A 20,341-nucleotide genomic window follows, 5' to 3' on the forward strand; every position below is an offset into this window, starting at 1 on the left:
CACTGAGGACCCCTCCCTTCCGGGAACACCCTCAATCCGACACCCGACCAGCAAACACCCAGCCCGCGATTCGGGTGCCCACACTGGCAACAGAACCTCTCAGTAAGCATAGGCGCGGACAGCGGCCATACGAGATCTCCAACCGGTCGGTCTGCTCGAGTCCGCTCGGATGTTGCCGACGACGCCACGCACCAACGGGAAGGTCGTCCGATCTCGGACGTTGGGCCTGACGTCGAGCCTCAACGACTGTCGAGAGCTCAGCGCGGTCGTCGAGGCCCTGGCCACCCGAATTGCCGTTCCTGCCAACGATTTTGATGCGGAACGAATGCGGAATGAATGCACACTGGATGCACAATGAATGCACACAAGCGTTGCGATAAAAGTGCGATGAAAAATCGCTTTGACCTGGGGTGTTTGGTGGCGGCCCGCCTCCCGCTCGACCCCCCACTATCTCCCGCTTCGCTGAAGATAGTGGGGGTCGAGCGGGAGGCAAACCACCACCAAACAGTTGAGAGCAGAAGATCAAGAAGAGAAGAGGGAATGGGGGAGGGGACCACAAGGAAAAGAGACCACAACGGGAGGGACCACAACGGAGGGGCTTGGCATGGCACGGTGCGTTGAGAGAGCTGGGCGCGTCGGGGACGAACCACAAGGGGGGTGAGCACGAAGGGTTGCGTCGCGTAGGTGGTCTGGAAGCAGGACCGCAACGGAGGGATCAGCCGGCGGCCTGCGGTCGGTTGATGTGTATGCATCAAGGAACAAGGCGTTGCGAAAGCCGTTCCAGTGCACATGATTTGATGTGTATCGATCAGTTCTGTGATTAATCCGTATTCATCAAAAGTGTTGCAGGGGAGTGTATTTCGGTAGAATTGATGGATAATCATCAAGTTCTGAGGGGCGTGGTATGACCGCCATCGCAGGTTCTCTGATCACCACCATCGAATCGATTTGGGGCCAGTTACGTACCCGACATCCGGATGTTCCCGATGTCGTGGTGACCATGGCCGCCGGCTCTGCAGGCCGCAAAGGACTGCGGTTGGGCCATTTCGGGCCGGCGCGCTGGAAGCACGGCCCGGACCTCCTGCCGGAGCTCTTCGTCGGCGGGGAAGGACTGGCGTTCGGGCCACGGGAGGTACTGGGCACCCTGCTGCACGAGGCCGCCGGCAGTTCGAGAACGCGCGCACGGACCGACGGGTCTTTGCGCAGTTGCCGCGCAGCGGCGCACCCAGCTCATCGATCCGCAGCAGCTCTGGGCGGGCGCGCAGCTGCTGATACCCGGCGGCCAGGTCGCGCAGCTCCGCGATCAGGCCGTCCCCACGCCCGGCACGCCCGCGGCGGCCAGTCTCGCGGTCGCCGCGACACCGGCCTCGGCGACAATCACCAACTTGACGGCGCAATGTATCAGCGGCGGGTTCTCCGGCGGCTGCACTTACGTCGAAATCGGCGCCAACCTGACGGATTCGACGCCGGTGTCGTTCACGATCAACGGTGCCCAGCGCGGCCGGGCGTGGGTGTTCGCGCCGCCGCAGGTCGAGCACCGGTATCTGGCGTGGAAGCCGCGGGAGTGGACCCCGCCGCTGGCCCGGGTACTGGTTCGTGACGCTTCTGGCCGACGACGCGAGGTCACACGCGTGTCTCCGGAGAAACTGGACGCAAGAGGGCGAAAGGTTCCGGACCGCAACGGCTCCCGGGCCGCCGACGCTGTGTTGGCCGCCGCTCGTGAAGTCAGGGTCGACCACGACAGCGAGATCACGGGCAGTATTAGGGTCCGCAAATTGCGGACGCAATACCGCCAGCGGCTGGTGGCCCTGCAACGAGCACCGCGGACACTCGTCCGATATGACGAGGTCGCCGTCATGTTCAACAAGGAGTTCGGCGATCTCACTGTGGCAGAAGTCACCACCGGTGCCGTGGAGAAGTTTCTGATCGATGTCGGCACCGAGCAGGGGCCGGGCTCTATGGCCAGCGCCCGGTCGGTGCTCTCCGGGATGTTCCGCTACGCCGTTCGCCGGGGCGCGCGGGAAGTCAACCCCGTTCGCGAGGTGGAACTGCCACAGAACCTCGAAGCCAAGGGACGCACCGGGGGAGCGCGCGACATCACCGTTGACGAACTGCGGTTCATCCTCACCGCCGTCCGCGTATCGGCGCTGCCTTGTCCGCGAAAACTCACCAAGAAGGAACGTGAGCGGGCAAAACCACTCAAGGCGTACACCCCGCCCACCGTCGCCGACTACTGCGCGAGCACAGATCTCGCAGACTGGGTCACATTGTTGGCGGCCACGGGTCTGCGTCGCAGCCAGGTGCTCGCCCTCTTGTGGTCCGACATCGATCTCGACGACAAGACCTTGCGGACGACCGGGAAGGTTGTCCGCGTCGCGGGGCAGGGACTGGCCCGGATCACGCAAGAGGCCGACCCGAAGAACCGGAAGGGCCGAATTGCGTTGCCGGAGTTTGCGGTCGTGATGCTCACCCGGCGCAAGCAGGTGCTCGAGGAACGTAAGCGGACCCGTCCGCCGGTTGAGCCTCCCGAATACGACCTGGTTTTTCCTTCCACACGGTGGACGATGAGGGATCCGGACAATGTCCAGGACCAATGGCAGCGGGTTCGCGCAGCGCTCGGGATTCCGGACGACATCACCGCGCACAGCTTCCGGGGTGCCGTCGCGACGATCCTGGACGACGCCGGCCTCTCCGCGCGTGTCGCGGCCGATGTTCTCGGGCACGCCGATCCCTCGATGACCCAGCGCCGGTACATGGCCCGCGGGCGGGTGCATCCGGCGGCGGCCGTCGCGCTGCACAACGCGGTCAGCGACGAGTGAGTTAGTTGGGAGTTTGTTGGGGTTGCGGTCCCGGTTTGCGGGTCGTCTGATGCGGGTAATGGTGTAACTGCCAGCATTTTCGCTGGTCAGTCACCCCTTGTGCGCCCCCGGCAGGAATCGAACCTGCGACCTAGGGATTAGAAGGCCCTTGCTCTATCCAACTGAGCTACGGAGGCAGTGCGGGCATCGGCGGTGATGCGGGCTCCAAACACCTTGACCGAAATCGATCTCGGTGTCCAGCGCGTTAAGTATAGCGAGCGTCCAGATCGGCAAAGCTGGGTCGCGTAGCAACTGTTCGGCGCGTCGGGGCGGTTGTGCAGACCGGAGGACCGGAAACCCCAGGGGAGTCTGGACGGGCGCTCCGAACTACGCTGGGCCCATGTCGTCAGTGCAGGACCCGCCCGCAGGATCGGATGTTTCGGCGAATCGGTCGGGTTCGGGGGTGACGTTCGCGGCGATCACGGCACTGGGTGGAGCGGCGACCGCGCTGGTGGCGGCGCTGGTCGTGGCGTTGTCCGCGGCGCAGGCGCTGACCCTGCTGGGTATTCCGGATCCGGGACCGCTGACCACCTACGGGCTGCCGGCGGTGCGGGCGGTCGCGGATTTCTCGGCGGCGCTGACCGTCGGGTCGCTGCTGTTCGCCGCGTTCTTCGTGCCGCCGCAGAGCGGCGGGCTGCTCGATGTGGGCGGGTATCGGGCGTTGCGGCGCGCCGGGAACGCGGCGGTGGCGTGGGCGGTCGCGGCGGCGTTGCTGGTGCCGTTGACCCTGTCGGACACCACCGGGCAACCGCTGCAGGATTCGCTGCGTCCGGAGGAGGTGTGGCGCGCCGCGGACAAGGTCGATGTGGCCGGGTCGTGGCGATTCACCGTGTTCATGGTGGTGGTGCTGGCCGTCGGCTGCCGGGTGGCGCTGCGCTGGGGCTGGACGCCGGTGCTGCTGTGGCTGTCGGTGCTGTCGCTGCTGCCGGTCGCCCTGACCGGGCACTCCTCGTCGGGCGGCGCGCACGATCTGGCCACCAACAGCCTGATCCTGCACCTGGTTTCGGCCTGCTTCTGGGTGGGCGGCCTGTTCGCGGTGCTGGCGTACGCGCTGCGGGACGGCAAATACACCGCGCTCGCCGTGCGCCGGTTCTCGAAAGTGGCGACCGTCTCGTTCGTGGTCATCGTGATCAGCGGTGTGATCAACGCCTATGTCCGGGTGCCGCTGTCGGATCTGTTCGGTACCACCTACGGCAAGCTCGTGCTGGCCAAGGCGGCAGCGTTGATCCTGCTCGGTGTCGTGGGGTTCCTGCAGCGGCAGCGCGCCATCCCGGATCTGGAGAAGGATCCGCAGGATCGCGGCGCGCTCATTCGGTTTGCGGGCGTCGAGGCACTGATTTTCGCGGCCACCGTCGGCCTGGCCGCGGGCCTGGGCCGCACACCGCCGCCGGACCTGCGCACCGTGCCCACGCCGACCGAGGTGGAGATCGGCTACAACCTGGCCGGTCCGCCGAATATCGAGCAACTGCTGTTCGACTGGCGTTTCGACCTCGTCTTCGGGACCCTCGCGCTCGTGCTGGCCGTGGTGTACGTGCTGGGTGTGCTGCGGCTGCGCAAGCGCGGCGACTCCTGGCCGGTCGGACGGACCATCGCCTGGCTCGTGGGTTGCGCCACCCTGCTGATCGCCACCAGCTCCGGTGTCGGCCGCTATGCCCCGGCCATGTTCAGCGTGCACATGGCCCAGCACATGATGCTGTCCATGCTGGCCCCGATCCTGTTCGCGCTGGGCGGCCCGGTGCTGCTGGCGCTGCGGGCGATTCAACCGGCTGGTCGGGACGCACCGCCCGGGCCGCGAGAATGGATCCTGGCGGCCGTGCACAATCCGGTGTCGCGATTCATGACGCAGCCCATAGTGGCCTCCGTGTTCTTCGTAGCCGGTTTCTACGCGCTGTACCTGGGCGGCATCTTCGACAAGTTCGTCGGTACGCACGGTGCGCACCTGGTGATGAACGTGCACTTTCTGCTCAGCGGATACCTCTTCTACTGGGTGGTGATCGGCATCGATCCGAAGCCGCGCCCGGTGGAGCCGCTGACCAAGCTGGGCATGGTGTTCGGTTCGCTGCCCTTCCACGCCTTCTTCGGTATCGCGCTGATGAGCATGGATACCGTGATGGGCGGCTGGTTCTATCGCGGTCTGGGCCTGTCCTGGAACCATGATCTGCTCGCCGATCAGCACACCGGCGGTAGCCTCGCCTGGGCCAGTGGCGAAGTGCCGCTGGTGGTGGTGATGCTCGCGCTGCTCATCCAATGGTCACGCAGCGACAAACGCCTGGCGAACCGGCTCGATCGCAAGGCCGAACGTGACGACGACGCGGACCTGACCGCGTACAACGCCATGTTCGCCGAGCTCGCCCGGCGTGACGGAGAGGTGCGCAAGTGAACGACGTCGCCATGGCGACCCGAAAAGTCAAGCGGCTCTACCGATCCGATGTGCGGCAGGCCCGCCGCCTGTTGCGCGGTCACACCCGTAAGACCCCCGTCTTCCACACCGACATCCTGGGCCCGCGCGGCCCGGTTCCGGTGACCCTCAAGCTGGAACATCTCCAGCACGGCGGCACCTTCAAGGTGCGCGGCTGTCTCAACGCGCTGTTGCAGGCGCGCGGTGACAAGACCCATGTGGTGCTGGCCTCGGCCGGCAATGCCGGGATCGCGGCGGCGCTGGCCAGCGCCGTGCGCGGAATGTCGTGCACCGTGGTGGTTCCCGAGTCGGCCTCGCACACCAAGGTGGCAGCCATGTGGTCGCACGGCGCCGAAGTGCTGTGGCACGGAACGACTTACGCCGAGGCCCACCGGTACGCCCGCCAGCTCGCCGCCGAGCGCGGCGCCATGCAGCTGCACGCCTACGATCTGCCCGAGATCGTGGCGGGGGCGGGTGTGGTCGGGCTCGAGATCGAGGAGCAGGTACGGGGCAGGCCGCCCGTGCTGGTCGCGGTCGGTGGTGGCGGTCTGGTCGCCGGTGTCGCGGCGGCGCTCGGGCTGCGCGGCCGGGTGATCGGGGTCGAGCCGTACGGCGCGCCGACCCTGCACTCGGCACTGGCGGCCGGGCACCCGGTGGATGTCGAGGTCTCCAGCGTGGCCTCGGATTCCCTGGGTGCGAACCGGATCGGCGATATCGCCATGGAGGTGGCGCAGCGCTACGCGGTGCGTTCCATCCTGGTCAGCGACGACGCCATCGTGATGGCGCGCGAGTATCTGTGGCGCGAGTTCCGCATCGTGGTGGAGCCGGCCGGTGCGACGGCGGTGGCGGCGATCCAGAGCGGTGCGTACGTGCCGGCTCCGGGGGAGCGGCCGGTAATCGTGTTGTGCGGGGCCAATACCGATCTGGCCACGCTGTAGCGCACCGCGAACCTATCCACACCCCGCGAGTTGTCCACACTCGCCGATTCGGTCCTGTCGCCGTCCTCCCCTGCGCGGGAACCTTGAGATCGATGGCAGGCACAGGCTCGAATCGACAAGGGGGAGTGCAATGTACGAGGCGAACACCGCGGTGATCGGCCGGATCGTCACACATCCGGTGCGGCGCGCACTGCAGAATGGCGAACAGCTCCTGAGTTTCCGGCTGGCCAGTACCGCCCGCCGCTACGATCAGGGCGCGGGAGACTGGGTGGACGGTGGCACTCTGTACCTCACCGTAAACTGTTGGCGACGGGGGATCATCGAAGGAGTCGAGGCGTCACTGCAGCGAGGTGATCCGATCATCGCGTACGGGCAGCTGCGCTCGAACGAGTACACCACCCGAGATGGCGCGGAGCGCACCGACCTCGAGATGCGGGCCCTGGCGTTGGGTCCCGACCTGGGTCGTTGCACCGCCCCGGTGGTGCGCAAAACCTTCGGTCGAACCGACCGGACCGAACCCGTGGAACGGCCGTCCGTGGATGCGGACACTGCCGGAGAACCCGCTACTACACACAGTTAGGCTTGCCGATATGGCTGAGTTCATTTACCAGATGGTGAAGGTGCGAAAGGCGCATGGCGACAAGGTCGTGCTCGACAATGTGACCTTGAACTTCCTTCCCGGCGCCAAGATCGGTGTCGTCGGCCCGAACGGCGCGGGTAAGTCCAGTGTGCTGAAGATCATGGCGGGACTGGACCAGCCGAACAATGGTGATGCCTGGCTCGCGCCGGGCGCGACGGTCGGCATCCTGCAGCAGGAGCCGCCGCTGAACGAAGAGAAGACCGTGCGCGGCAATGTCGAGGAGGGCCTCGGCGAGATCAAGGTGAAGCTGGACCGCTTCAACGAGATCGCCGAGCTCATGGCGACCGACTACTCCGATGAGCTGATGGAGGAGATGGGCAAGCTCCAGGAGGAGCTCGACCACGCCGACGCGTGGGATGTCGACTCCCAGCTCGAGCAGGCCATGGACGCGCTGCGCTGCCCGCCGCCGGACGAGCCGGTCACCAACCTCTCCGGTGGTGAGCGCCGTCGCGTCGCGCTGTGCAAGCTGCTGCTGAGCAAGCCCGACCTGCTGCTGCTCGACGAGCCGACCAACCACCTCGACGCCGAGTCGGTGCTGTGGCTCGAGCAGTTCCTCGCCACCTACCCGGGCGCGGTGCTGGCCGTTACCCACGACCGCTACTTCCTCGACAATGTGGCGCAGTGGATCCTCGAGCTCGACCGCGGCCGTACCTTCCCCTACGAGGGCAACTACTCCACCTACCTGGAGAAGAAGGCCGAGCGCCTCGAGGTGCAGGGCAAGAAGGACCAGAAGCTGCAGAAGCGCCTGAAGGAGGAGCTGGCCTGGGTCCGCTCCGGCGCCAAGGCGCGGCAGGCCAAGAACAAGGCACGTCTGGGTCGCTACGAGGAAATGGCCGCCGAGGCCGAGAAGATGCGCAAGTTGGACTTCGAGGAGATCCAGATCCCGGCCGGTCCGCGCCTGGGCAATGTGGTCGTCGAGGTCGAGCACCTGGACAAGGGATTCGGCGACCGGCAGCTGATCAAGGATCTGTCGTTCACCCTGCCGCGCAACGGCATTGTCGGCGTCATCGGCCCCAACGGTGTCGGTAAGTCGACGCTGTTCAAGACCGTCGTCGGTCTGGAGCAGCCGGACAGCGGCGCGGTGCGGGTCGGCGAGACGGTCAAACTGAGCTACGTCGACCAGGGCCGCTCCGGCATCGACCCGAACAAGACGGTGTGGCAGGTGGTTTCCGACGGGCTGGACTTCATCCAGGTCGGTAATCAGGAAATGCCTTCCCGCGCTTACGTTTCGGCGTTCGGCTTCAAGGGCCCGGATCAGCAGAAGCCGGCCGGTGTGCTCTCCGGTGGTGAGCGCAACCGCCTGAACCTGGCGTTGACCCTCAAGCAGGGCGGCAACCTGATCCTGCTCGACGAGCCCACCAACGACCTCGATGTCGAGACCCTGAGCTCGCTCGAGAACGCGCTGGAGAACTTCGCGGGCTGCTCGGTGGTCATCTCCCACGACCGCTGGTTCCTCGACCGCACCTGTACCCACATCCTGGCGTGGGAGGGCACCGAGGACAACCCGGCCTCGTGGTTCTGGTTCGAGGGCAACTTCGAGGCCTACGAGGCCAACAAGATCGAGCGCCTGGGTCCGGAAGCGGCGCGCCCGCACCGCGTCACCCACCGCAAGCTGACCCGCGGATAACGGGCCACCCCAACCGAATTCACCGCCGCCCTCACCCGCCGACCCGGGTGAGGTAGCCGGAACGCGTCGGTCCGCTACCGAGCGCTGGATTCCGTACGGTCCATCGAAGAATGGTTGATTGATCACCATTTCGTCGGGCCGAAGACGTTTGCTGGACGGTTCGCGGCCCGCTGGATGGCGGGCCGTGACCGGCCGGATGAACGGTTATCGAATGGCGAACTCAGTGGTTTCGCATTCGTGCTTGTGCGTGAAAACTGTTTTGGTGCAAGGTTTGTCGTATGCGACCTGGCAATATCGGACGGAGTCGGCGACGACCGAACCGTCCGGTTCATACGTATGATGAGACGCGGCGCGGCATTGAGAGGAATTCAGCCCGGCAGTTCTTGCGCCCAGCTACTCTCGCATCGGCGTCACTTTGTTACGGAACCGAATCCGAGGAGTTGGCGAAATGACGGTCTCGTCCGAGTTGTCCAGCGCGGCCTGGGCTGCGAGTTTGCCCGCGTCTCTGCGGGGCAATCTCGTATCCCTCGAGGAGGCGTACTTCCGCCATGTCGACGCCGGCGATGCTGACTGCGCGATCCCCGCGACATCCACCCACATCTTCCGCTGCCATGTGGATCTCGGCATCCAGCGCACCCCCGGCACTGCGAATGTCCGTGTATACCATGCGGATGACGAGGCCGGGCTCGGCGTCGCCATCCAGCTCGTGACCGATGACATGCCGCTGTTGGTCGAATCCGTAACCTCCTCGCTGAGCCGGATCGGCGTCAGTGTCAGTGAGGTCGTCCACCCCATCTTCGAGGTGACCCGAGACGCCGCGGGCCGCCTCGAGACGGCAGCGCCGCACGAGGTCGACGGCAATGGCACCACCGGCCTGCCCGAGTCCTGGATGCACGTGCAGCTGCACCCCGCCACCAGCCGCGCCCAGCTCGAGCAGATCGAGACCGCGCTGCCCGACGTGCTCACCGACGTGCGCCGGGTCATCGAGGACACCGAGGCCATGCGCGAGGCGCAGGAGCGGGTCGCCGCCGAGCTCGACACCGCAGCCACCGCGGGCAGATCCGCCTTTCCCGCAACGGATCTCACCGACTGCGCCAATCTGTTGCGCTGGCTCGCCGACGGCCACTTCACCGTGCTGGGCTACGCCCGCTACGAGCGCAGCACCGTGGACGGTCAGGCCAAGTCCATCATCGTGCCGGACACCAGCCTCGGCGTGCTGCGCCCCAATGTGGGCACCGACTTCCGGGTCCCCGACAACAGCGGCGACCAGTCGCTGCTCATGTTGACCCAGGGCCTCGTCCCGGCCACCGTGCACCGCGCGGTCTACCCGTACTTCGTCGGCGTGGCCGAGATCGACGAATCCGGTGCCGTCACGGGCGAGCACCTGTTCATCGGCGTCTTCACCGTCACCGCCCTGCACGAGAACGTGCTCGATATCCCCGTCATCGACCGCCGGGTGCGCTCCATCATCGAGTCCAGCGGCTTCGACCTGGACTCCTTCTCCGGCCAGGAGATGCTCGAGGTGATCCAGGCCTTCCCGCGCACCGAGCTGTTCTCCTCCGAGGGCGACGCGCTGCGCCGCACCGCCAGCGCGGTGCTGAATGTCGGTATGCGCCGCCAGGTTCGACTGTTCATGCGCATGGACGGCTATGGCCGCTTCGTGGCCTGCATGGTGTACCTGCCGCGTGACCGCTACACCACCCGCGTCCGCCTGGAGATGCAGGACATCCTGGTGCGCGAACTGGGTGGTGTATCCATCGACTATTCGGCGCGCGTGTCCGAAAGTGACCTCGCCAGTGTGTATTTCACGGTCCCGCTGCCCGATCAGGGCATCGTGGCCGACACCGGCGAGCCCAACCGGCTGCGCATCCAGCACCTGCTCGCCGAGGCCAGCCGCACCTGGGACGACCACCTGCGCGACGAGGTGGCCAACTCCACCGTGCTCGATCCGGCGGTGGCGCAGCGCTACGCCGAGTCGCTGCCGGAGAGCTACAAGGAGGACTTCGAGCCCACCCGTGCCGTGGCCGACATCCTGCGGCTGCAGCGGCTGCCCGACGGGGGCATCGACCAGCACCTGTACCGCTGGTCCGACTCCGCCCCGGGCTCTTGGCGTTTCACGCTCTACATCGGTGGTGGCGGTGGCATCTCGCTGAGCCAGGTGCTGCCGCTGCTGCAGAGCCTCGGCGTGGAGGTGATCGACGAGCGCCCGCACCACGTCGAGCGCGATCAGGGCCCGGAGCAGTGGATCTACGACTTCGGCCTGCTTGCCCGTCCCGAGCTGCTGCGCAGCGCCCTGGACCGGAACATGGACGCCGAACTGGTGGAGTCCGTGAGCCGGCTCGACGTGCTCGACGCCCAGGTGCGCGGTTTACGCGAACGCTTCACCGAGGCCTTCGCGGCGCTCTGGTACGGCCGCGCCGAGGCCGACAGCCTCAATGAGCTGGTGCTGCGCGCCGGCCTGCACTGGCGCAGCGTCGCGATCCTGCGCGCCTACTCGAAGTACCTGCAGCAGGCCGGATTCCAGTACAGCCAGGCCGCCATCACCCGCGTGCTGCTGGCCTATCCGGAGGCGGCGAGCATGTTCGTAGAGCTGTTCACCGCGCTCTTCGATCCGGACTCGGCCAACCCCGACCATGCCACCGAGCTTGAGGCCGCGGTCCGCCTCCGCATCGACGAGGTGGTGAGCATGGACGCCGACCGCATCCTGCGCGCCATCCTCGGCCTGATCAAGGCCACCCTGCGCACCAATTACTACGTCCGCGACGCCGAGGGCACCGTGCGGGACTACCTGTCGTTCAAGGTGGAACCGCGGGAGATCACCGAATTGCCCAAGCCCAGGCCACAATTCGAGATCTTCGTCTACTCCCCGCGGGTGGAGGGCGTGCACCTGCGCTTCGGTCCGGTGGCGCGCGGCGGCCTGCGCTGGTCGGACCGCCTCGAGGACTTCCGCACCGAGGTCCTGGGCCTGGTCAAGGCGCAGGCGGTGAAGAACGCGGTGATCGTGCCGGTCGGCGCCAAGGGCGGTTTCGTGGTCAAGCAGCCCCCGGGCGCCACCGCCGATCCGGTCGCCGATCGGCAGGCGCTGCAGACCGAGGGCATCGCCTGCTACCGCACCTTCATCTCCGGCCTGCTCGACGTCACCGACAATGTCGATCGCGCCACCGGCGCGGTGCTGCCGCCGGAGCGGGTGCTGCGCCGCGACGCCGACGACACCTACCTCGTGGTCGCCGCCGACAAGGGCACCGCCTCCTTCTCCGATATCGCCAATGATGTGGCCCGGCACTACGGTTTCTGGCTCGGCGACGCCTTCGCTTCCGGCGGTTCGGTGGGCTATGACCACAAGGCGATGGGCATCACCGCCAAGGGCGCGTGGGAGAGCGTGAAGCGGCACTTCGCCGAGATGGACATCGACACCCAGTCGCAGGACTTCACGGTGGTCGGCATCGGTGACATGTCCGGTGATGTGTTCGGCAATGGCATGCTGCTCTCGCGCCACATCCGGTTGGTCGCGGCCTTCGACCACCGCCACATCTTCCTGGACCCGAATCCCGATGCCGCGATCTCTTTCGCCGAGCGTGAGCGCATGTTCGCGCTGCCGCGCTCGTCGTGGGCCGACTACGACCGGTCCCTGATCAGCGAGGGCGGTGGGGTCTACGACCGCACGGTGAAGGCCATCCCGGTCACCGACCAGGTCCGCACGGTGCTCGGCCTGGCCGCCGACGTCGTCTCGCTGTCCCCGCCGGAGATGATCCGCGCCATCCTGCAGTCCCCCGTGCAGCTGTTGTGGAACGGCGGCATCGGCACCTACATCAAGGCCAGTACCGAGACCAATGCCGAGGTGGGCGACAAGTCCAATGACGCGGTCCGGGTGAACGCGAACGCCTTGCGGGTCAAGGTGATCGGCGAGGGCGGCAACCTGGGTGTGACCGCTCTGGGCCGCATCGAGTTCTGCCGCCACGACGGCAAGATGAACACCGACGCGCTGGACAACTCCGCCGGTGTGGACTGCTCCGACCACGAGGTCAATATCAAGGTCCTGCTCGACGGCGTGGTTTCCTCCGGCGAACTGCCCGAGGCCGAGCGCAACCCGCTGCTGGCCTCCATGACGGACGAGGTCTCCGCACTTGTGCTGCAGGACAACGTCTCCCAGAACATCCTTATGGGTATGTCCCGGGCCGAGGCCCCGTACATGCTCAATGTGCACCAGCGCGTCATCGAGGATCTCGAGGAACGTCGTGGCCTGGACCGCGAGCTCGAGGCGCTGCCCAGCGACGCGCAGATGAAGCAGCGCGCCGAGGAGGGCACCGGCCTGACCTCGCCGGAGCTGTCGAATCTCATGGCGCACGTGAAGCTTTCGTTCAAGGCCGACCTGCTGGCCAGCGATCTGCCCGATATCGCGTACTTCTCCGCACGGTTGCCGCAGTACTTCCCGACCCCGCTGCGCACCCGCTTCGGTGTGGCCATCAAGCGGCATCGCCTGCGCCGGGAGATCACCGCCACCGTGCTGGTGAACGAGGTGGTCGACCTGGGCGGCATCACCTATGCCTTCCGGCTGGGCGAGGAGATCGGGGCCTCGGCCTCCGACGCGGTCCGCGCCTTCACCGCGGCGACCCAGATCTTCGATCTGCGCTCGGTGTGGGGTCGTATTCGCGCCGCGGAGATCTCCACGGGGACGAAGGACACGCTGGAGCTGGAGACCAAGCGCACCCTGGACCGAGCCTCGCGCTGGTTGCTCAACAACCGCCCGCAGCCGGTCGCGGTGGGCGCGGAGATCCATCGCTACGCGCAGGGTGTGCGTGCTCTCTCGCCCAAGGTGCCGGGCTGGCTGCGCGGTCACCACATCGACAGCCTCAATGCGCAGTCCCAGGCGATCGTCGAGCAGGGGGCGCCCTCGGAGCTGGCCACCGAGGTGTTCGGCCTGCTGAACCAGTTCCCGCTGCTGGATGTGCTGGATATCGCCGACATCACCGATCGCAGCGGTGAGGAGGTGGGCGCGCTGTACTACGCGCTCAACGACCACCTCAAGATCGATTGGCTGTTGCAGGCGGTCAGCCACCTGGAACGCGGTGATCGCTGGCACGCGCTGGCCCGGCTCGCGCTGCGCGACGACATGTACGGCTCGCTGCGCTCGCTCACCCTCGACGTGCTCTCCGGCGGTGACCCAGAGGAGACGGCCGAGGAGAAGATTGCATACTGGGAGTCCAAGAACCAGTCCCGGCTGGGCCGTGCACGCTCTGCCCTGTCGGAACTGTTCGAGTCCGGAACCCACGATCTGGCCACGCTGTCGGTTGCGGCGCGGCAGGTGCGAAGCATGGTGAGTGGGGTGGGTGCGCAATCGGAGGTACCGCGTTGACGAGTGTCGGTTCGCTGAACGGCCATGCGAAGACGGCAGCACCGAGTCCTGGGGTGTCCCCGGACTCGGCCGAGCCGAAGCGTTTCCACACCACGGTGGAGGTGCGCTGGTCGGATATGGACGCCTTCCAGCACATCAACCATGCCCGCATGGTCACACTGCTGGAGGAGGCCCGCATTCCGTGGCTGTTCCTGGATGAGCGACCGACGGTTGCGTTGCGGTCCGGCTGTGTGCTGGCCGATCTGCGGGTGCAGTACAAGGGGCAGCTCCGCCACGAGGATTCGCCGCTGGACGTGTCCATGTGGATCGACCGGCTGCGCGCGGTGGACTTCACCGTCGGCTACGAGGTGCGCGCCGCCGGCGCCGCTCCGGACTCCCCGCCCGCGGTGATCGCCTCCACCCAGCTGGCCGCCTTCGACATCGACACCCAGCGCCTACGCCGCCTCACCGCCGAGGAACGTGACTACCTCGCGCAGTGGCTGGCCGACTGACCGAGAACGACCGTTGTCGGGACAGCTGACCCTGCACGTTCCGGATCCCGCGGAACGCGAGAACCTGGCCACCTTCATCACGCACGCAGTCCGCCTCGACCCGGCGGCCGTCATCCGGCTGCGCCGGCGCGGGGACCGCTACGTCTCCGCCTGGGCGACCACCGGATTCGAGGCGCTGGCGGTGCGCACCGTGGTGGCCGACCTCGGGATGGATGATGTGACCGTCGGCGCGGATGCCGTCCTCGCCGGGCTGCACGGGCCGGACGCGGGCGCTGCGTTCGGGCTCGGCTATGCCATGGATTCCGCCTGGCGTGCCGCGCTGCCGCCCGAGGCCGGGTTCGTCCATGTCGAGGACGTGCCCGCCCGCATGCTCGTCGAATTGGCCGAGCGCGGAGCCGAATTGGCGCAGGAACACGGCAGCCAGCACGGCCCGCCGGCCGCCCTGCTGGATCAGACGGTGCTCACCGTATCCGGCGGCGGCGAGCAGGTCGAGGTGCCCATGCGGGTGGTGTTCGCCCTCGCCGCCATGGATTTCATTCCGCACGGCGGCGAGAAGACCGACTCCCGCCGCATCCCGGTGGACGAGATCGTGCGGGTGCGTGCGGCTCGTACCTGGCTGCGCCTGGACGCCCGCTACGGTTCGGTGGCCCGCCGTCGCGGCCCCGCCCTGCCGCTGCTCCCGCGCTGAGGCTCTGCCGCCTTCCGACACGGCGTCCCGCACGAACCGGCCCCCAATGCACGGGGCACCGAATATCCTGGCTCGTAGGGTTTTTCGAGCCGGGCTACGTTCGAGTCGGGCCGAACGCAACCACGGGAGGGGCCATAATCATGATGATCTTGAGGTGCATTCTCGCGGGTGTGGCGCTGGGTATCGCCCTGCTGGCCCCGGCCTTCGCGCCCGCCGTGGGCGGCTGAGGCGACAACCGGTCGGCCGGCCATCGGAATCGCGATGGCCGACATAGCCGCAACGATTGGTCGCCCCGCCCCGTGCGGATTACCTTGGCGGCATGAGCGATGCCGCGATCGTGACCGAGTGGACCGACCTGAAGGTCGGCGATGCCGTGATGAGTGCCTACGTGGCCCGTCCGGCGGAACCGGGTGAGTATCCGGGAGTCGTTGTGGGACACGAGATCTACGGCCAGCACGCCACGGCGCGGGCGGCCGCCGACCGTCTGGCGTCCCTGGGCGTCATCGCCGTCCTGCCGGACCTGTTCCACCGCGCCGCGCCGCGCGCCGAGCTGGAATTGCACGCCGATCGGGAACGCGGCCTCGAACTGCTGCGCACCCTGACCCGTCCGGGAGTGGTCGACGATATCTCGGCCTGTCTCGACGAATTGCGTCGTCGCGGCGCGGTGTCGCTGAATATGGTCGGCTTCAGCGCGGGCGGGCACGTCGCCTACTACGCCGCCACCCAGCTCCCACTGGCCGCCACCGCCGCGTTCTACCCGGGCTGGCTCACCAATACCGATATCCCGCTGTCCACACCCGAACCTACTGTCGAAGCCACCCCCGGCATCACGGGCCAGGTCGTGTTGTTCTTCGGCGGTGAGGATCCGCTGATCGATGCCGAGGCTCGCGACGAACTCGAAGAGGCGCTGAGCGCGGGCAATATCCAGCACGAGATCGTGGTCTACGCCGACGCCCCGCACGGCTTCCTCTTCCCCGGCCGCGATTGGTACCGGCCCGAGGTTGCCGAGGATTCCTGGGCCCGGCTCGCGGACCTGCTGCGCGGCTAGCGAATTCGGTACGCCGAGGATTCAGTTCTCAGCAGACGCTGAGGATTCGCTCCTCAGTGCACGCCGAGCATCCGCAGCCCCGCCGTTACCACCGCCGCGGAGAGGATCACCACGAGCAGCGGCGCGCGTTTCCACGCCAGCCCCGCCGAGACCAGCACGCCCGCGGGCAGCGCCCACCCGAATTGGCCGCTGCCCGTCGGCACCAGCGTGGTCACCGCCAGCGCGGTGAGCAGCACGACCGACGCGATCTCCAGCAGCCGGATGGTGCGCGGCGAAATCTTGACCCGGCTCCGCAACAGCGGCCCGGCGAATCGGAATGCGAAGGTACCCATGGCCAATGCCATGGCACCCACCAGGAGAGTCTTGGTCATCGGCGCGCGCCCCTGGAGTCCAGCCGTCGAAAGATCGCCCGCATCACACGGTCCCAGCCGCAGCGGTGGTGCACTCGGTACTCGCCGCCTGATCCGCGTTCGCGGTGGTGGTGGCTTCGCCCGCGCCCGCGCGGCGCACGACCAGCAAGACCGCGGTCAGCGCGAGCAGTACCGGCAGCCCCGTGCCCAGGAACGGTGTGGTAGCCGCGGCGACCACGGCGCCGACCAGAGCGGCTGTGCGGGTGAGGGGTTCGCGCAGGGCGGGCAGCACCAGTGAGAACAGTACGGCCGGGAAGACGGCGTCCAGACCGAACGCATTGGGGTCCGGTACCACCGCACCGAGTATCGCGCCGATCGTCGCGCCGAGCGGCCACACGGCGAGTACCGAGAGCCCGCACACCCAGTAGGCGGCACGCCGTCGATCCCGATCCGGCTGGGCCAGGGCCATGGCCACCGATTCGTCGTTCATGACGTGGGTGCCCAGCAGCCGCCGCCAGCCGGTGCCGACCACATCGGGCACGGACAGTCCATAGGGCAGGTGCCTGGCGTTGACGAGCAGTCCCGCCAGTACGGCGGCGACCAGCCCACCGCCGGCGGTGAGAATACCGATGAAGACGAATTCCGAGCCGCCGGCCACGACGGAGACGCTCATGAGCACCGGCAGCCAGCCGGGTAGTCCGGAGGTCACCGCGGTAGCGCCGTAGGATACGCCGATCATGGCGACTGCCAGGCAGATCGCCGCGATACCTGTGAGCACACCCCGATCGAGTGTTCGCCATGCCGAACGCATGTTTTCTATAATGAACACAACCGGCCAGGTTCGTCAAAGGGCGTGCCGACATCCCGGTACTGTGAACGCCACCATGACCCAGCAGTCCGACCGCTCCGAGCCCGAGTCTGCCCAGCAGGTGCCCGGGTCTGCCCGGCAGGTGCCCGAGTCTGCCCAGCAGGCGCCGGTGTCTCCGCTGCAGGCGCCCGCGTCTCCGCAGGAGGCGATCGCCGCCGCTCTGCGCCGGGAGCGGGCTCGTTCCGGACTCTCGCTGACCGAGGTCGCCCGTCGCGCCGGGATCGCCAAATCTACACTGTCCCAACTGGAATCGGGCTCCGGCAACCCCAGCATCGAAACGTTGTGGGCGCTCTGCCTCGCGCTCGACATCCAGTTCTCGCGGCTGCTGGATCCCCCGACCCCGCAGGTTCAGGTGATCCGCGCGGGTGAGGGTCCGGTCCTCGCCTCGGCGCGGTCCGAGTATCGGACCACCCTGCTCGCGGCCTCCCCGCCCGCGGCCCGTCGTGACGTCTATCGCGTCACCGCCGAACCCGGCCATCCTCGTGACTCGGCACCGCACTCCCGCGGCGTCGTCGAGCACATCGTGCTGTGCGCCGGACGCGCCAAGGTCGGGCTTGCCGAAGATCCGGTGGAACTCGGGCCCGGCGACTACATCTGCTACCCCGGTGATCTGCCGCACGTCTTCGAGGCTCTCGAGCCGGGCACTTGGGCCCTGCTGGTCAGCGAATACAGCTGATCCGCGAATCCGGCTGCGGCGCGGCCGATCTCACTGCCCGGCCACCCACCAGGCGGACAGCAGGTGCACCGCCGCCAGTCCGACGCAGGAGACCGCCATCGGCCAATTGCGCCGTCCCGCACCGATGACCGCGTCGCCGATCTGAGCCAGTCCGGCGACCACCAGGATCGGCGCCAGCCCGCTGCGGGCCCCGACCGCGAGCAGGATCAGCATCACGATGCTCAGCGGCACCGCCCGCGCACCGTACGCGTACGCGAAAAACATTGTGCCCGCATTGATCTGGCCCTCGTCCGGTACCGCCAGCGCGGGCCGCGCCATGCCCACCACGCTGGAGATTCCCGAGACCAGGGCGACCGCCGCGTTCGCGAGGGCGATTCCGGTGTAAGCATCCATTTCCTTCACTCCTTAAATCATTCATAGTCTGAACGTTTCGAGGGAAGTATCATCTGACCCGTGAACGATGTCAAGAAGCCGACCGGACTCCCGAAGACCGTCTCGTTCCGGCTGGGCACGGTGGGTTCGGTGGTCGCCGATCGCTTCGCCGCGCGCATCGAAACCCTCGAGCTGAAGCCGAAACACGCGGGGCTGATGACAGTGCTGAGCCACGGCGAGGCCGCGTCACAACAGGAGTTGGCGGGCCGGCTCGGCGTCGCGCCGAGCCTGGTGGTGGCGCTGGCCGATCATCTGGAACGACTCGGCGCGATCGAGCGCGTGCGGGATCCCGGGGATCGGCGCCGACAGGTGCTGACGCTCACCGGACACGGCTACACGCTGCTGGCGGAATGCGAAAAGGCCGCGCGAGAACTCGACGAAGAGCTCACCGCCGGGCTGACGGCCAAGGAGCGCACGGCCTTCCTGCGCGCGCTCGGCGTGCTGGCCGCCGAAGCCGGTCTGCCCACAGGGGAGTGATGCGTCAGGCCGCGCCCTCGCCGAGGTACTGCAACCACGTCGGATCCAGTTCCGAGCTGGCCGACAGCAACCGCCAGTGCGGGCCCTTGGGCGCGACCATCGGATGGTGCAGCGTCCAGCCCAGTTCGCTCAGGAGCTTGTCGGCCTTGCGGTGATTGCAGGGGGCGCAGGACGCGACGCAGTTCTCCCACGAGTGGGCGCCGCCGCGGCTGCGTGGAATGACGTGATCGATGGTTTCGGCCTTGCCGCCGCAGTAGGCGCAGCGGTATCGGTCGCGATGCATGAGGGCGGCTCGGGTCATGGGTACCCGTGCCCGGTAGGGGACGCGCACGTAGTTGCGTAGTCGGATGACCGAGGGAAGCGCCACCGAGGTGCCGGCGGAATGCACGACCGGACCCTCCGGATTGTCGTGCACGGTGTCGGCCTTGTCGCAGATCAGCAGCACGATGGCGCGACGTGCGGACAGGGCGGTGAGCGGCTCGTACGTGGCGTTCAGCAGCAGCACGCGGCGTTTGGCCCAGGCGGGAACGGGTGCTGCGGTGGGCGGATGATGCGCATGCTCGCGGTGGTCGCCCGGATGGGCCGGCTCGGGATGAGTGCCCAGGTGATGCTCGGAATGAGAATATTCGGACAGCAAGTGCAGCGGAGTAGCCCCCGACCCACGATTGTGGACGTCGGCGGGCTGGAGTTGTCGATGGGTCCGCGCCTCGTGTCGGGCGCCGTGCCGCTGCTTCATGGGCCATACCCCGGTTTCGTATTCGTCCGATTGTGTGGTATCTCGGCAGACTGTCACCCAGTTGACCATGACTCGCCGCACATTGCACGGTGATTTCGCACATTGTCGGGCACATTCGGATGAACGGGACGTGACAATCGTGCACGCGGGCCGGGCGGGTGTCGAGGAACACTGTTCCGAGCAGCGAACGGTGTGCTGAGGGGCGTCGATCGGCCGCATCGAGGGTGCACCCGGGCCGAATGTCGCGGGACTGGGCACAATGGGAGCGTGACTTCCGGCGAGCAGACTGCAACCTCCTTCTATGAAGCCGTGGGCGGCGAGAAGACGTTCCATCGGATCGTCGCGGCGTTCTACCGCGAGGTGTCGCAGGACGAGGTGTTGCGGCCGCTGTATCCGGAGCAGGACCTGGGCCCGGCCGAGCGGCGCCTGCGGATGTTCCTGGAGCAGTACTGGGGCGGGCCGCGGACCTACTCCGATGAGCGCGGGCATCCGCGCCTGCGGATGCGGCACATGCCGTTCAAGGTCGGGCCGATCGAGCGGGACGCGTGGCTGCGGGCCATGCGCATCGCGGTAGCGGAGATCGAGCCGGAGGTGCTCGACGATGCGCACCGGCAGCAACTGCTCGATTACTTCGAGATGGCCGCGAATTCGCTGATAAACTCGCCTTTCTGAGTGATCCGCAGAAATCCCAGCGCCTCACAGTGTTTCCGGGCGCCCACAGCTGTCCGCTGCTAATTTGCTGAAACTGGACAAGTCCGGTC

At 67.2% G+C, this 20,341-nt stretch carries 16 protein-coding genes and 1 tRNA gene; 12 read left to right on the forward strand and 5 right to left on the reverse strand.

Features of this window, described 5'->3' with window-relative positions:
• Positions 1-1,385: 1,385 nt before the first annotated feature.
• Positions 1,386-2,819 carry a site-specific integrase gene (locus ABZ909_RS29810; protein WP_357005996.1) on the forward strand — a complete coding sequence of 478 codons (1,434 nt, stop codon included), beginning with the start codon at positions 1,386-1,388 and terminating at the stop codon, positions 2,817-2,819.
• Between the two features lie 102 nt (positions 2,820-2,921).
• Here ABZ909_RS29810 and ABZ909_RS29815 read toward each other — a convergent pair.
• Positions 2,922-2,995 (reverse strand) — tRNA-Arg (locus tag ABZ909_RS29815).
• A gap of 203 nt (positions 2,996-3,198) precedes the next feature.
• Between ABZ909_RS29815 and ABZ909_RS29820 the strand changes: the two genes are divergently transcribed.
• The 8 genes from ABZ909_RS29820 (at position 3,199) to ABZ909_RS29855 (ending at position 16,041) form a co-directional block, all read left to right on the forward strand.
• Positions 3,199-5,238, forward strand: a complete 2,040-nt coding sequence (locus tag ABZ909_RS29820) for a cytochrome c oxidase assembly protein (protein WP_357005999.1) — start codon at positions 3,199-3,201, stop codon at positions 5,236-5,238.
• Positions 5,239-5,249: 11 nt separating this feature from the next.
• On the forward strand, positions 5,250-6,194 hold the full coding sequence (locus tag ABZ909_RS29825; RefSeq protein WP_357006312.1) for a threonine/serine dehydratase: 945 nt from the start codon (positions 5,250-5,252) through the stop codon (positions 6,192-6,194).
• A gap of 130 nt (positions 6,195-6,324) precedes the next feature.
• On the forward strand, positions 6,325-6,774 hold the full coding sequence (locus tag ABZ909_RS29830) for a single-stranded DNA-binding protein (protein WP_357006002.1): 450 nt from the start codon (positions 6,325-6,327) through the stop codon (positions 6,772-6,774).
• A 10-nt stretch (positions 6,775-6,784) separates the two neighbouring features.
• The gene (ettA, locus tag ABZ909_RS29835; protein ID WP_357006005.1) at positions 6,785-8,461 is read left to right on the forward strand and encodes an energy-dependent translational throttle protein EttA; all 1,677 of its coding nucleotides are present in this window, start codon (positions 6,785-6,787) and stop codon (positions 8,459-8,461) included.
• A gap of 448 nt (positions 8,462-8,909) precedes the next feature.
• Entirely contained in the window at positions 8,910-13,814 is a 4,905-nt protein-coding gene (locus ABZ909_RS29840; protein WP_357006008.1) for an NAD-glutamate dehydrogenase, read from the forward strand.
• Positions 13,815-13,867: 53 nt separating this feature from the next.
• Positions 13,868-14,305, forward strand: coding sequence for a thioesterase family protein (locus tag ABZ909_RS29845; RefSeq protein ID WP_357006315.1), 438 nt, complete (start codon positions 13,868-13,870; stop codon positions 14,303-14,305).
• A 13-nt stretch (positions 14,306-14,318) separates the two neighbouring features.
• Positions 14,319-14,993, forward strand: coding sequence for a hypothetical protein (locus ABZ909_RS29850; RefSeq protein WP_357006011.1), 675 nt, complete (start codon positions 14,319-14,321; stop codon positions 14,991-14,993).
• A gap of 319 nt (positions 14,994-15,312) precedes the next feature.
• Positions 15,313-16,041, forward strand: a complete 729-nt coding sequence (locus ABZ909_RS29855) for a dienelactone hydrolase family protein (protein ID WP_357006014.1) — start codon at positions 15,313-15,315, stop codon at positions 16,039-16,041.
• Positions 16,042-16,094: 53 nt separating this feature from the next.
• Here the strand turns inward: ABZ909_RS29855 and ABZ909_RS29860 are convergent, their stop codons facing one another.
• Together ABZ909_RS29860 and ABZ909_RS29865 are read right to left on the reverse strand one after the other, a co-directional pair.
• On the reverse strand, positions 16,095-16,412 hold the full coding sequence (locus ABZ909_RS29860; RefSeq protein WP_357006017.1) for an AzlD domain-containing protein: 318 nt from the start codon (positions 16,410-16,412) through the stop codon (positions 16,095-16,097).
• 43 nt (positions 16,413-16,455) lie between these two features.
• Positions 16,456-17,202 (reverse strand): AzlC family ABC transporter permease, encoded by a 747-nt coding sequence (locus ABZ909_RS29865; protein ID WP_357006020.1) that lies wholly within the window; start codon positions 17,200-17,202, stop codon positions 16,456-16,458.
• A 73-nt stretch (positions 17,203-17,275) separates the two neighbouring features.
• Between ABZ909_RS29865 and ABZ909_RS29870 the strand changes: the two genes are divergently transcribed.
• Positions 17,276-17,935: an XRE family transcriptional regulator gene (locus tag ABZ909_RS29870; RefSeq protein ID WP_357006022.1), complete on the forward strand. Its 660-nt coding sequence runs from the start codon at positions 17,276-17,278 to the stop codon at positions 17,933-17,935.
• Positions 17,936-17,965: 30 nt separating this feature from the next.
• Here ABZ909_RS29870 and ABZ909_RS29875 read toward each other — a convergent pair whose 3' ends face one another.
• Positions 17,966-18,328, reverse strand: coding sequence for a hypothetical protein (locus ABZ909_RS29875; RefSeq protein WP_357006025.1), 363 nt, complete (start codon positions 18,326-18,328; stop codon positions 17,966-17,968).
• 60 nt (positions 18,329-18,388) lie between these two features.
• Between ABZ909_RS29875 and ABZ909_RS29880 the strand changes: the two genes are divergently transcribed.
• Positions 18,389-18,844, forward strand: coding sequence for a MarR family winged helix-turn-helix transcriptional regulator (locus ABZ909_RS29880; RefSeq protein WP_357006028.1), 456 nt, complete (start codon positions 18,389-18,391; stop codon positions 18,842-18,844).
• A gap of 4 nt (positions 18,845-18,848) precedes the next feature.
• Here the strand turns inward: ABZ909_RS29880 and ABZ909_RS29885 are convergent, their stop codons facing one another.
• Positions 18,849-19,580 carry an HNH endonuclease gene (locus ABZ909_RS29885; RefSeq protein ID WP_357006031.1) on the reverse strand — a complete coding sequence of 244 codons (732 nt, stop codon included), beginning with the start codon at positions 19,578-19,580 and terminating at the stop codon, positions 18,849-18,851.
• Between the two features lie 267 nt (positions 19,581-19,847).
• Here ABZ909_RS29885 and ABZ909_RS29890 point away from each other — a divergent pair, with 267 nt between their 5' ends.
• The gene (locus ABZ909_RS29890; protein ID WP_357006033.1) at positions 19,848-20,252 is read left to right on the forward strand and encodes a globin; all 405 of its coding nucleotides are present in this window, start codon (positions 19,848-19,850) and stop codon (positions 20,250-20,252) included.
• Positions 20,253-20,341 lie beyond the last annotated feature (89 nt).

Source organism: Nocardia sp. NPDC046763, from assembly GCF_040645495.1.
Classification (GTDB): Bacteria; Actinomycetota; Actinomycetes; order Mycobacteriales; family Mycobacteriaceae; genus Nocardia.

Excerpts from the sequence above, each read along its gene's own strand:
- ABZ909_RS29830 (WP_357006002.1), top strand. The coding sequence starts at position 6,325 with ATGTACGAGGCGAACACCGCGGTGATCGGCCGGATCGTCACACATCCG.
- ABZ909_RS29860 (WP_357006017.1), bottom strand. The coding sequence starts at position 16,412 with ATGACCAAGACTCTCCTGGTGGGTGCCATGGCATTGGCCATGGGTACC.
- ABZ909_RS29825 (WP_357006312.1), top strand. The coding sequence starts at position 5,250 with ATGGCGACCCGAAAAGTCAAGCGGCTCTACCGATCCGATGTGCGGCAG.
- ettA (WP_357006005.1), top strand. The coding sequence starts at position 6,785 with ATGGCTGAGTTCATTTACCAGATGGTGAAGGTGCGAAAGGCGCATGGC.
- ABZ909_RS29820 (WP_357005999.1), top strand. The coding sequence starts at position 3,199 with ATGTCGTCAGTGCAGGACCCGCCCGCAGGATCGGATGTTTCGGCGAAT.
- ABZ909_RS29855 (WP_357006014.1), top strand. The coding sequence starts at position 15,313 with ATGAGCGATGCCGCGATCGTGACCGAGTGGACCGACCTGAAGGTCGGC.
- ABZ909_RS29875 (WP_357006025.1), bottom strand. The coding sequence starts at position 18,328 with ATGGATGCTTACACCGGAATCGCCCTCGCGAACGCGGCGGTCGCCCTG.
- ABZ909_RS29885 (WP_357006031.1), bottom strand. The coding sequence starts at position 19,580 with ATGAAGCAGCGGCACGGCGCCCGACACGAGGCGCGGACCCATCGACAA.
- ABZ909_RS29840 (WP_357006008.1), top strand. The coding sequence starts at position 8,910 with ATGACGGTCTCGTCCGAGTTGTCCAGCGCGGCCTGGGCTGCGAGTTTG.
- ABZ909_RS29865 (WP_357006020.1), bottom strand. The coding sequence starts at position 17,202 with ATGCGTTCGGCATGGCGAACACTCGATCGGGGTGTGCTCACAGGTATC.
- ABZ909_RS29870 (WP_357006022.1), top strand. The coding sequence starts at position 17,276 with ATGACCCAGCAGTCCGACCGCTCCGAGCCCGAGTCTGCCCAGCAGGTG.